Source organism: Segatella oris, from assembly GCF_900637655.1.
Taxonomy (GTDB): domain Bacteria; phylum Bacteroidota; class Bacteroidia; order Bacteroidales; family Bacteroidaceae; genus Prevotella; species Prevotella oris.
Genome location: NZ_LR134384.1, coordinates 1,885,616 through 1,898,526, shown reverse-complemented (window position 1 = coordinate 1,898,526; position 12,911 = coordinate 1,885,616). Strand labels below are relative to the sequence as shown.

Annotated in this window: 7 protein-coding genes; 2 read left to right on the top strand and 5 right to left on the bottom strand. The window is 43.8% G+C overall.

Annotated features, from left to right (window positions below; all coding sequences use genetic code 11):
- Nucleotides 1-22: 22 nt before the first annotated feature.
- Entirely contained in the window at nt 23-2,719 is a 2,697-nt protein-coding gene (locus EL210_RS07920; RefSeq protein WP_018920383.1) for a valine--tRNA ligase, read from the bottom strand.
- 1,079 nt (nt 2,720-3,798) lie between these two features.
- Here EL210_RS07920 and EL210_RS07915 point away from each other — a divergent pair.
- A complete protein-coding gene (locus EL210_RS07915) occupies nt 3,799-4,464 on the top strand; it encodes a DnaJ domain-containing protein (protein WP_004375039.1) in 666 nt (221 codons plus the stop codon).
- Between the two features lie 250 nt (nt 4,465-4,714).
- Complete coding sequence (gene pyk / locus EL210_RS07910) at nt 4,715-6,202, top strand: pyruvate kinase (RefSeq protein WP_018920382.1); 1,488 nt, start codon at nt 4,715-4,717, stop codon at nt 6,200-6,202.
- Nucleotides 6,203-6,267: 65 nt separating this feature from the next.
- Here pyk and rpiB read toward each other — a convergent pair whose 3' ends face one another.
- The 4 genes from rpiB to EL210_RS07890 form a co-directional block, all read right to left on the bottom strand.
- Nucleotides 6,268-6,711, bottom strand: coding sequence for a ribose 5-phosphate isomerase B (rpiB, locus tag EL210_RS07905; RefSeq protein WP_004376350.1), 444 nt, complete (start codon nt 6,709-6,711; stop codon nt 6,268-6,270).
- A 77-nt stretch (nt 6,712-6,788) separates the two neighbouring features.
- Entirely contained in the window at nt 6,789-8,813 is a 2,025-nt protein-coding gene (locus EL210_RS07900; RefSeq protein WP_018920381.1) for a transketolase family protein, read from the bottom strand.
- Nucleotides 8,814-8,841: 28 nt separating this feature from the next.
- Nucleotides 8,842-10,395, bottom strand: coding sequence for an alpha-N-arabinofuranosidase (locus EL210_RS07895; protein WP_025879720.1), 1,554 nt, complete (start codon nt 10,393-10,395; stop codon nt 8,842-8,844).
- Nucleotides 10,396-11,315: 920 nt separating this feature from the next.
- Complete coding sequence (locus tag EL210_RS07890; RefSeq protein WP_018920379.1) at nt 11,316-12,908, bottom strand: xylulokinase; 1,593 nt, start codon at nt 12,906-12,908, stop codon at nt 11,316-11,318.
- Nucleotides 12,909-12,911: the final 3 nt, after the last annotated feature.

Genomic DNA, 12,911 nt, shown 5'->3' with positions numbered 1-12,911 from the left:
CAAAGTGAGGTTATGCCTTCTTTTATTTTTTCTTCAACTCTTCGATAGTCTGCTTCAAGGCAGCAATCTTTTCCACAGAGTCGCTTTCCTTCTTGCGTTCACGGGCTACAACAGCTTCGGGAGCGTGTGCCACGAAGTTTTCGTTGCCGAGTTTCTTGCGGATGCCCATGAGGAAACCCTCTAAATGTTGTAGTTCTTTTTCTGCTTTTTCAATTTCGGCAGCAATGTCAATGAGATCACCCAATGGCACTGCATATTCATCAGTTCCGACCATGAAACTGCTTGCATCGTTGCTCTTTTCTGTTGCAATATCAATGCTCTTGAGATTGGCCATCTTGAGAATGATGCTGTTGTAATCAGTCATCTTGTTCTCACCGATAGCTTGAAGCACAAGCTGTTCCTTGGGAGCAATGTTCTTTTGGTTGCGAACGGTGCGCACACCGCCTACAATCTGCTTGACAATTTCAATATCATTGATGAGTTTTATCTCATTTGCTGAAGGAGCATCCATCTGCAAGGTTGCCAGCATAATGCTTTCGCCTTCCTTACGGTCTGTTATGTGCTGCCATAATTCTTCTGTGATGAAAGGCATGAACGGATGCAGCATCTTGAGCAGATTGTCAAAGAAACCAATCGTTGCATCATAGGTCTTTTGGTCGATAGGCTGTGCCTCGCCATTGATGTATGCAGGTTTCACCATCTCCAAATACCAGCTGGAGAATTCATCCCAGAATAGTTTATAGACAGTCATCAAAGCTTCAGAGATGCGATACTGCTTGAACTGGTCCTGCAATTCAGCATTCACTTCCTTGAGTTTTGCAGCAAACCATTCTACTGCCAACTTGTTACAAGTGGGCTGTTCGATATCCGCAGTCTGCCAACCCTTTACCAATCTGAATGCATTCCAAATCTTATTGTTGAAATTGCGACCTTGCTCGCAGAGCGTTTCGTCAAAGAGAATGTCGTTGCCTGCAGGTGCACTGAGCATCATACCCATGCGTACACCGTCTGCACCATACTTCTCTATGAGCATGATAGGGTCGGGGGAATTGCCGAGACTCTTGCTCATCTTGCGGCCTAACTTGTCGCGAACAATGCCCGTAAAGTACACATGTTTGAATGGATAGGTCTTGCGATACTCATAGCCAGCCATAATCATGCGTGCCACCCAGAAGAAAATAATGTCGGGTGCTGTTACGAGATCAGAGGTTGGATAATAGTAGTTTATCTCCTTATTGTCGGGATGATTGACCCCATCAAAAACAGAAATCGGCCATAACCATGAAGAGAACCATGTGTCAAGGCTGTCACTCTCCTGCTCAAGGTCATTGACTGTAAGCGTTGAGTTCTTGGTTTTGGCCTTTGCCAAAGCTTCCTCAATGGTGGCAGCAACAACAAAGTCGCGCTTGCCGTCTGTATTTGTAAAGTAGTAAGCGGGTATGCGATGTCCCCACCACAATTGGCGTGAAATACACCAATCCTTGATGTTTTCAAGCCAATGGCGATAGGTGTTTTTGTATTTCTTGGGATAGAATTCAATCTCGTCAGACATCACTGGGCCGAGTGCAAGGTCTGCAAAGTGCTGCATTTTGAGGAACCATTGTGTAGAAAGTTTTGGTTCAATAGGCACGTTGGTACGCTCGGAGAAGCCCACTTTATTGTCATAATCCTCAATCTTTTCCATTAGTCCGGCTGCTTCCAAATCCTTGGCTATCTGCTTGCGGACGTCCATTCGGTCTTGACCTACATAGAGACCGGCTGCTTTGCTGATAGTTCCGTTATCATTGAAGATATCGATGGTTTCCAATCCATGCTTTATACCCAGTGCATGGTCGTTGATATCATGTGCAGGAGTTACTTTCAAACAACCCGTACCAAACTGAATATCAACATATTCATCTTCTATAACTGGAATTTCACGACCAACGAGTGGAACGATGACATGCTTCCCCTTGAGCCATGTATTCTTTACATCAGCAGGATTAATACACATTGCAGTGTCACCCATAATAGTTTCAGGACGGGTGGTTGCAACGACAGCATAGTATCCTTTGTCGTCTTTGTGCATCACATTTCCTTCTTCCACCTGCTTGCAATCGGTTTCTACTACGCGGTATTTCAGATAGTAAAGTTTGGAATGTTCATCCTTATAGATTACTTCTTCATCAGAAAGTGCAGTCTGTGCTTTGGGATCCCAGTTGACCATACGCACGCCACGATAGATCAGTCCCTTTTCATAGAGATCGCAGAACACCTTGATAACCCCTTTGCTTCGGGTCTCATCCATTGTAAATGCTGTGCGATCCCAATCGCATGAACAACCTAATTTGCGCAATTGTTTCAGAATAATTCCACCATGTTCATGCGTCCAATCCCAGGCATGTTCAAGGAACTCTTCACGGCTGAGATCGGTTTTCTTTATTCCTTTTTCAGCCAATTTACCCACAACCTTAGCTTCCGTGGCAATACTGGCATGGTCGGTTCCCGGCACCCAACAGGCATTCTTGCCCTCCATGCGGGCACGACGCACAAGAATATCTTGAATAGTATTGTTAAGCATGTGCCCCATGTGAAGTACCCCTGTTACGTTTGGTGGTGGGATAACTATCGTGTAGGGCTCGCGCCCATCAGGTTTGCTGCTGAACAATTTGTTATTGAGCCAGTATTCATACCATTTTGACTCTACTGCTTGTGGATCATATTTACTTGCAAGTTCCATGATTTCAACCTTTTTATTTCCTTTTTAATTTTACGCCGCAAAATTACAAATAATATTCGAATATTCGTCATATTATGAGGTGGAAAGTAACTCTGTTTGGATAAACGAGGCTTGATTTTCCATATGTTTACAAGCATAGATGCACAATATTTACAGCAAAGGAGTCCTCTGTTACTTATGCTGAACAACAGTTCTATACTTTCTTTTGTCTCTGTTTATTGTCAATTTTATATCACGATTTTAACACTTTTGAGTGTCACCAAATAGAAAATGGAAATCAAGAAAACAGGCATTATTTTATATTTTCTGTCAATTGGGTGTGCAATCTCATTCATCACAGATTGTAATTTGATGCAGATTACATTGCTATTTGAGTCAGAAGAAGCTGTAATCTCATACAGATTGCAGCCTGATTTGACGCATATCGTAAGGTTTTTCAGCGTGAAATTATGCTGCGAATTGTATCGGAGTTCGTAACACTTTGACTGTTAATGCATTATAACTTCTTGAAAAACAGAGCTTATTTGGAGTAAAGAGAGTCTTTCTCTCAAATAAGTAAATCCTATGATGTAAATTGTAAACATCCTTGATGTGTTTTAACATATAATTTGTCAGCAGTAATATAATTAATTCAATGCGGACTAAATACTGCCTGTTTTCTAATGATAGGTGTTCAAGGTGATATCAAAAGTGGTAGACTTATCTTTATTCTCATCACATAGGTTGAGAAGATTTATGGGAAAAGTAGCTTCATGTGATGATGAACGTTCAATGGAAACATAATATGCCAATCGGAAAGTTTACATCGGATTTGGTTTTCTTAGCTTTCGCTTGTAAGTGTCTTTGAGGATTAGTGTGAATGAGAATATTTTGTAGATAAACTTGAATAGTAGTATATTATTAATCTGGTGTATAATTATTTAACTTGTTTATAAGGTTATTTATATACCAGATAGTCGTCTGTTTGTATTTCAATTGGTGGATGAAAGATATCATCAAGAGGCTTGGGTTGGGCATGATTTTTGCTGTACTAATATCAAAGGACAAAAGATAAACAATTAATATGGAGGAAAATAATTATGGCATTTATTGACTATTATAAAATTCTTGGTGTCGACCGGAACATTCCACAGAAGGATGTTAGGGCGGCCTATCGGAAGCGTGCAAAGCTGTTTCATCCCGATTTACACCCAAATGATCCGAAAGCAAAGGCGAAGTTTCAGGCTTTGAATGAGGCCTATGACGTGATTAGTGACCCGGAAAAGCGGGCCAAGTATGACAAATATGGCGAACAGTGGAGGCAGGCTGATGCCTTTCAAGGTAATGATACCGAAGGTTTTAGCGGCGGTAATCCTTTCGAAGGCTTCGACTTCAGTGGCTATGGAAGTGGAGGTGGAGGTTTCTCCAGTTTCTTCCAAGATTTGTTTGGAGGTGGTCGTTTTCGCTCGTCTGGCTTTGGTGCCCAGCAACAACAGAGCAGTGGACAGATGGAAGCAAAGGTCAGCATTGATATGTACACAGCTTTGTTAGGTGGAGAAGTGCTTATACAGCTTAGTAATGGGCAGAAGATAAAACTGAAAGTAAAGCCCGAAACTCAGAATGGAACGAAAGTGCGTGTGCGTGGACGAGGCTACAGCCGAGGCAATGGAACATATGGCGATTTGATAATCGTTTATAATGTGAAGCTGCCTACAGGACTAAGCGAGCGCCAGAAACAGCTGCTTCAGGAAATGAGGAATAGCTAATCTTTATGCTTCATGCTGTTTTACTGCAGATGATAGGCTCTGTGGCGTGGTGTGTGTACTTTGTGCATCTGCGCCATCAGAGGTCATCTTGGTGATTATCCCATGTTGTGTTATGGGGTAATGGGTGTCTGTGAAAGGCTGAAGCACGGTTCTCTTTCAGTGAAATATGCAAAAAGAGATAAAACAAGAGCAAATACTTTGAATTATGTAAGATTTGCCTTAACTTTGCAGGAAAATTCAAGATAGCTATATGAAACAAACAAAAATAGTTGCCTCGATAAGTGATCGGAGATGTGATCAGGATTTTATTCGCAAGCTTTTCTTCGCAGGAATGAATGTGGTTCGAATGAATACCGCTCATGCAACGCCAGAGGGTATACGGACGATTGTAAAGAATGTGCGCGCTGTTTCGCCACATATCGGTATCATGATTGATACGAAAGGGCCGGAAGTTCGTACCACGGGAGTGGAAATTCCCTTGCAATATAAGGCCGGTGATATGGTGAAAGTATTCGGTCGTCCGGAGATGGACAGCTCGCATGATATCATCAATGTTTCTTATCGCGATATCACAAAGGATGTGAAAGTGGGTGATGATTTGCTGTTTGATGACGGCGAACTTGATATGCGCGTCATAGAGAATAGTGGCCCGATGCTGGTAGCACAGGTACAGAATGATGGCGTTCTGGGTGCTCACAAGAGTGTGAATATCCCGGGAGAACATATTGATTTGCCTGCACTTACAGAAAAAGATAGACGTAATATCTTGTTAGCCATAGAACTTGACATTGATTTCATTGCCCATTCTTTTGTCAGAAATGCTGCTGACGTGAAGGAAGTCCAGGATATCTTAGATGAGCATCACAGTGACATAAAGATTATCTCAAAGATTGAAAATCAAGAGGGTGTAGACAATATCGATGAGATTATAGATGCCTCATATGGTGTGATGATTGCGCGTGGTGACCTTGGTATTGAAGTCCCTATTGAGCGTATTCCTGGCATTCAGCGAAATATTATCCGCAAATGCGTGGCCAAGTGTAAGCCTGTTATTGTGGCAACACAAATGCTTCATACGATGATTAACAATCCTCGGCCAACGCGTGCAGAGGTAACGGATATAGCTAATGCAATCTATTATCGTACAGATGCCTTGATGTTGAGCGGCGAGACGGCCAGTGGCAAATATCCGCTTGAGGCTGTTCAGACCATGGCACGTATTGCAGAACAGGCAGAGAAGGACAATTCCCGACGGGAAGAAATAGAGGCTCCATGGTCAAATGGTGATTTGGATCAGCGTGCATTCTTAGCTCATGCAGCGATTGATGCTACCCGAAAGCTTGGGGTTGCGGGAATTATCACCGACAGTGAGACTGGTCAGACGGCACGCAATCTGGCGGCTTTCCGTGGGCCTGTACCTGTATTGGCTATATGTTATAATGAAAAGACGCAGCGCTGGCTGAACCTCAGCTATGGAGTTATCCCGATATATCAGCACGAAGAGGTCAGTTCTCAATACATGTTCTTTGCTGCTTTGCGCATGCTTCGGCAGAAAGGATATATCAAAGATGAGGATAAGGTTGCCTATCTGAGCGGCAGTTTCGGTGAGGGTGGGGGAACCTCATTCCTTGAGATTAATAAAGTCGGAGAGGTGTTTAATGAAAATTACCAGTTCCATCTCCCCGAAACTTCGGGGCGGGAGATTGCTAAAGAACGGAAGAATAAGAAAGAAGCATAATCATTTGATGCTATAGAATGATAAAAAAGGAAAGCCTATTTAGACTTTCCTTTTTTATTTGCTTCTTACTCTTTTAGTGGTATTTTCTTCACTCGGCGCTCGTGGCGACCACCTTCAAACGTGGCTGTGAAGAATGCATCAAGAATTTTTTCTGCGGTTTTGTTGTCAATGAAGCGTCCGGGCAAAACAATGACATTGGCATCGTTATGCTGTCTGATCAATTGAGCAATGTCTTTATTCCATGCAAGGCCTGCACGCACTCCCTGGTGTTTGTTGAGCGTAATGGCCATGCCTTCGCCGCTGCCACATATGCCGATACCGGGATAAACGTCGCCATTCTCTACTGCCTCTGCTAATGGATGGGCAAAGTCGGGATAATCAACGCTCTCACTACTGTATGTGCCAAAGTCTTTTACTTGATACCCTTTCTTTTCAAGATACTCGAGTACAAACTGTTTCAAAGGAAAGCCTGCATGATCGCAGGCAAGACCTACTGTTTTAACTTCCATAGGCAAATCTGTGTTAAAGGTTAAAAGGATAAGGGAAAAAGTCTGTTGACCCTTTCCCCGATAATCGTTTATTTCAATTATTCTGCAAGGAAGGCTTTCACCTGCTTGTAGACGTTTTCACCTGTGTATCCCAGTTTCTCATCCAACACCTTGTAAGGAGCAGAGAAGCCAAAGCTTGATAAACCGAAGATTTTACTGTTGGGGCCAATACCGACAAGTCCCTCAAGAGTAACCGGCAGGCCGGCCGTCATACCGAATTTCTTGATGCCATAAGGCAATATTGCTTCTTGGTATTCCTTGCTCTGTGTGCGGAACAAACCTTCAGAGGGGGCACTGACAATGCGGACTTTAATGCCTTCCTTGCGCAGTGCTTCGCATCCGGAAACCAAAGTAGAAACTTCGGAACCACTTGCCACGAGAATTACATCTGGGTTTTCATCCGATCCCTCGACAATATAAGCACCCTTTGCAGCTTGTTCGTAATCGTTTCCTGCAGGCAGTTTGGCAATGCCTTGGCGTGAGAGTATCAGCGCTGTAGGAGTAGCCGTGTTTTCCATAGCCAACTTCCAGCAAACCGTAGTCTCATCAGCATCTGCAGGACGGAACACGCGTACGCTATCCTTACCTGAATGGTTCTTCAGTTTTTCCATTAGTCGGATTTGTGCTTCCTGTTCAACAGGTTCGTGTGTTGGTCCATCTTCACCTACGCGGAATGCATCGTGTGTCCAAATGAACTTTACAGGAACCTGCATCAATGCTGCCATGCGTACTGCTGGTTTCATGTAGTCAGAGAATACGAAGAATGTACCCATTGCTGTGACAACACCACCATGCAGCATCATACCGATACACATGTCGGCCATGGTAAGCTCTGCAACTCCGGCTTGGAAGAAAGCTCCGCTGAAGTCGCCGCGAACAAAGCTCTTGGTCTTTTTAAGGAATCCGTCAGTCTTATCGGAATTGCTTAGGTCGGCAGAAGCACAAATCATATTAGGCACCTGCTCGGCTAAGACACTTAGACAAGCTGCACTGGCGACACGTGTGGCAGAACCTTCCTTTTGACTTACTTTGCTCCAATCTACCTTGGGAGCATTGCCACTGAACCATTCGTTCATTCGGGCTGCCTTCTCGGGATTAGCTTTGCGCCATTCTTGTTCAGCACTCTTACGTTCTGCAACAATCTTTTTCAGTTCTTCTGTACGTTTTGCATACAACTCTTTAACATCATCGAAGAAAGCAAATGCATGGTCAGGATCACCACCTAAGTTTTTAATAGTATTGATATAAGCTTCTCCGCCGAGCGGTGCACCGTGTGTCTTGATATTGTGTTCATAGTTGCTGCCATCTTCTTTCAATGCACCTTTGCCCATGATTGTCTTACCAATGATAAGGGTAGGGCGCTCTTTTTCATTTTGTGCAATATCTAAGGCTTTGCGAATTTCAGCTACATCGTTGCCATTAATCTTAAGAACATTCCAGCCCCAAGCCTTGTATTTCATCTCTGTATCTTCGGACATTACAACGCCACATTCTGTAGAAAGCTGGATGTCGTTGGAGTCATAGAACATGATGAGATTGTTTAAGCCTAAGTTACCGGCAATACGTCCCACACCCTGTGAGATTTCTTCCTGTATTCCTCCGTCACTGATGTATGCATAGATTTTATGTTGCATCATGGTCTTTCCAAGACGCGCTTCAAGGAATTTCTCTGCTATCGCAGCACCAGCAGCCATGGCATGTCCCTGGCCAAGCGGCCCGGATGAGTTCTCTATGCCACGTGTAATATCGAGTTCCGGGTGTCCAGGCGTAACAGAACCCCACTGCCGAAATTGCTGGAGATCATCAAGAGTAAAATAACCGCGAAGCGCTAACCCTGCATACAGCATAGGACTCATATGTCCCGGATCAAGGAAGAAGCGGTCCCGACCGGTCCATGTCGGATCTGATGGGTCGTAGACTAAATATTCGGCAAAGAGCACGTTGATAAAATCAGCTCCGCCCATTGCACCACCAGGATGCCCGGAGTTTGCCTTCTCTACCATTGCTGCAGCAAGAATACGGATATTGTCTGCAGCATGGTTCATAACTTTAATATCGTTCATGATCGTGTTTTTATTTGTTACAAATATACTATTTAATATTTAAAACGACGATAGACTTTGCGGGAATTTTAGCTTTTATCGTATTTTTCTTTATTTTTATATCCTTGAAAGCTACAGGCTTTACGGTGTCCGGGTGGTTGAAATCATTATAGTCTGCAATATTCTTACTGGTTAGGATTTCTCCCTTAACGGTTTTTGCAGTCATTCCATCGGTTGTGAATTCAACTTCCTGTGCCTTGTCAAGACTGACGTTTGCCAACGAAACAACAAGATAGCCTTCTTTTGTTTTGGCGGCACTTGTCGAAATCATCGGAATGGTTCGATTGTCCCTTACTTTCATGGAATCACATGTCACATCCAATGAAAGTGCTTTTGCATCCTGGAACGGTTGATACATGCGAAATACGTGATATGTAGGAGTCAATACCATGTGGCCAGCATCTTTTGTGTCTGTCAGTATCATGCTTTGAAGTACATTGACTACTTGGGCTATGTTAGCCATTTTCACGCGATCAGCATGGCGGTGGAAAACATTGAGCGACAGCGCTGCAACAAAGGCATCGCGCATGGTATTCTGTTGATAAAGATGTCCTCTGACAGTGCCGGGTTCTTCGTCCCACCATGTTCCCCATTCATCAACAAGAAGACCGATTCTCTTTCCCGGATCTTTTTGGTCCATGATGGCACTGTGCTTTTTTATGACATCCTCAATTTCGAGGCATTTACCTATTGTCCAGTAGTAATCTTCGTTCGAGAACTTCGTAGCTGATCCCTTGCTGCCGTTCCAACCTGTTACGGTATAGTAGTGTAGAGATAATCCATTCATGCGATTGCCCACATTGTCCATCAGCACTCTTGTCCAGTTGTAATCATAGTCGCTTGCTCCTGAAGCAATCTTATAGAGTTGGTGCTTGTCATAGTTGCGGCAATAGACGGAATAACGGCGGTAGAGATCGCTGTAGTACTCAGGACGCATATTGCCACCACAGCCCCAGCTCTCGTTTCCTACACCGAGATATTTCACGTTCCATGATTTCTCGCGTCCGTTTTTCCTGCGTAGATTAGCCATTGGTGTATCGCCGTCGCTGGTCATATACTCAACCCATTTAGCAAGTTCTTCCACTGTTCCAGAACCGACATTACCACTGATATACGGTTCGGCTCCCAAGAGTTCGCACAGATTGAGAAATTCGTGCGTACCGAAGGAATTGTCTTCAATGGTTCCTCCCCAATTGTTATTCTGCATCTTGGGGCGCTGATTACGCGGGCCGATACCATCCATCCAGTGATATTCATCAGCAAAACAGCCGCCCGGCCATCTTAAAACCGGTACTTTTAAATTTTTTAAAGCATAGAGAACGTCTTTTCTATAGCCGTTGATGTTTGGAATTTTTGATTCAGGGCCCACCCATAAACCACCATAGATGCACGACCCTAAATGCTCTGCAAACTGTCCGTAGATTTCTTTGTTAATCTTGTTTTTGACTTGATTAGTATGAATGCTAATCTTTGCATCTTGTGCCGACATCGTCAGATTAAATGCTGATGCTAGCATAGTAATAGTTATCAATTGTCTTTTCATTTCTACTAATAGGTTTTAATAATAATATACGTGAATTCGGTTTAAACGTCAATCTTGCTGCTTCCCGATAGTGAGAAAGCCGTTTTTCGCTGTTTTTTCAGTTTCGGCTGCGGCCGAAATGTTGTTTTTGTTGTTTTCTACTCTTCGGCCGCGGCCGAAAGCCGATTTTCACCGTTTTTCGTTTTTCGGCCACGGCCGAAATGCTCTTTTTGCAGTTTTCTACTCGTCCGCCGCGGCGGAAAGTCGATTTTCAGCGTTTTTCCATTTTCAGCCGCGGCGGAAATGCTGTTTTCACCGTTTTTTACTCGTCCGCCGCGGCGGAAAGTCGATTTTCAGCGTTTTTTCAGTTTCAGCCACGGCGGAAATGCTCTTTTTGCTGTTTTCTACTCGTCGGCCATGGCGGAAAGCCGATTTTCAGCGTTTTTTGCCCGTCGTACCCCTACGAAATGCTGTTTTTGCCGTTTTTTATTGATTGTACCCCTACGAAACGCGTTTTTTCGCGTTTTCTGCTCGTCGTAGGGGTACGAAAGGTTGTTTTTCGCGATTTCTGCTCATCGTAGGGGTACGAAAGGCTGTTTTTCGCGATTTCTGCTCATCGTAGGGGTACGAAAGATTATTTTTCGCGTTTTCTGCGTTTCGTCGGCCGACGACGAGCATTTTTCGGCGTTTTCTGCATTTCGTCGGCCGACGATGAGCGTTTTTCTGCGATTTCTGCGTTTCGTCGGCCGACGACGAGCATTTTTCAGCGATTTCAGCATTTCGTCGGCCGACGACGGGCATTTTTTCGCGATTTCTGCATTTCCAAGGGGTTGGATAGCCGTTTCTTAAACAGAATTCATGTCATAATGTAATAGATAGAGATTTTGATATCTCCATTCAATCAATTTTATTAGGTTGTTAATTGCATGTAAACGTAGAACTCACTTTTTGAATTTGACAGCAGCCTGTTCAATGGGTAATCCTACTTTGTAGTTCTCAATATAGGTGTTGAATCCTTCAACTTCCTCGGCAGTTGGTGTGATTTCTGTGCCGATATTTCCAATGAAGACCTTTTCGTCAAGATAGTCAGCTAAAGATTGGTTTACGGCTTTGTTGATGAGATAACCCGCGAGAAGAGCAATTCCCCACGCACCACCTTCTCCTGCTGTTTCCATGACGGAGATTGGAGAATTGAGAGCGGCAGCAAGGATGCGTTGCCCCACACCTTTCGTTTTGAATAAACCTCCATGTGCAGTAATACGGTCAACACGTATCTTTTCTTCGTTAAACAAAATGTCATTGCCTATTTTAAGCACGCCTACTGATGCGTAGAGATTGGCGCGCATGAAATTTGCCAGATTGAATTTGTCATTGGCTGAACGAACGAATAGGGGACGACCTTCTGCCAATCCTGTAACGGGTTCTCCAGAAATGTAATTGTATGCAATGAGGCCTCCGCAATCTTTATCTCCTTCAAGCGCATGGTTATATAATTTCCCAAACACTTCATTCATGTCGACTTTAATGCCGATAAGTTGCTGATACTCTTTAAATAGGTTTACCCAGGAGTTCAAATCTGAAGTGCAGTTGTTGCAGTGAACCATTGCAACAGGACTGCCATCTGGCGTAGTCACCATGTCTATCATCTCGTAGGGTTTGGAAAGTTTCTTCTCCAATACAATCATTGAGAATGAGGACGTGCCGGCAGAAACGTTGCCGGTACGCTGCTTGATGGCGTTGGTAGCTACCATGCCTGTTCCCGCATCGCCTTCAGGCGGGCAGACGGGAATCTCTGATTTAAGATGACCGGAGGGGTCTATCAGAAGGGCGCCTTTCTCGGTTAATACACCGGCATTCTCACCCGCTGAGAGTACTTTTGGAAGTATATCAAGTATGTTCCAATGAAAATGATTATGAGCAATGTGTTGATTAAATTCTTCAATCATTGCAGCATCATAGTCTTTGGTTGCAGAATCAATGGGGAACATACCTGAAGCATCGCCGACTCCAAGTGCTTTTACGCCTGTAAGTTGCCAGTGAATATAGCCTGCCAATGTGGTTAGGAAGTCTATATCCTGCACGTGTTCTTCCTTGTCAAGGATGCATTGGTAGAGGTGAGAAATGCTCCAACGCAATGGAATGTTGAAATTAAACAGTTTTGAGAGTTCGTTTGCAGCCTTTGCGGTATTAGTGTTACGCCATGTGCGGAAAGGAACAAGTATTTCCTCTTTTTTATTGAAAGCCATGTAGCCATGCATCATGGCGCTGATGCCGATAGCTGCCAATGTCTCTATTTCTGCATCATAGGTTTGTTTTACATTCTTCCTTAGGTCGGCATAGCATTCCCGTAAACCATTCCATATAGCATCAAGACTATAAGTCCACAGTCCGTCGACTAATTTGTTTTCCCATTCAAAGCTTCCTTGTGAAATGGGGCGATTTTCTGGATCTATAAGAACAGCTTTTATCCGGGTAGAGCCAAACTCAATACCGAGAATGGCTTTGCCCGATTCTATTATTTTCTTTTCATTCATTTT

Coding starts and splice junctions, on each gene's coding strand:
- EL210_RS07920 (WP_018920383.1), bottom strand. CDS start 2,719: ATGGAACTTGCAAGTAAATATGATCCACAAGCAGTAGAGTCAAAATGG.
- EL210_RS07915 (WP_004375039.1), top strand. CDS start 3,799: ATGGCATTTATTGACTATTATAAAATTCTTGGTGTCGACCGGAACATT.
- pyk (WP_018920382.1), top strand. CDS start 4,715: ATGAAACAAACAAAAATAGTTGCCTCGATAAGTGATCGGAGATGTGAT.
- rpiB (WP_004376350.1), bottom strand. CDS start 6,711: ATGGAAGTTAAAACAGTAGGTCTTGCCTGCGATCATGCAGGCTTTCCT.
- EL210_RS07900 (WP_018920381.1), bottom strand. CDS start 8,813: ATGAACGATATTAAAGTTATGAACCATGCTGCAGACAATATCCGTATT.
- EL210_RS07895 (WP_025879720.1), bottom strand. CDS start 10,395: ATGAAAAGACAATTGATAACTATTACTATGCTAGCATCAGCATTTAAT.
- EL210_RS07890 (WP_018920379.1), bottom strand. CDS start 12,908: ATGAATGAAAAGAAAATAATAGAATCGGGCAAAGCCATTCTCGGTATT.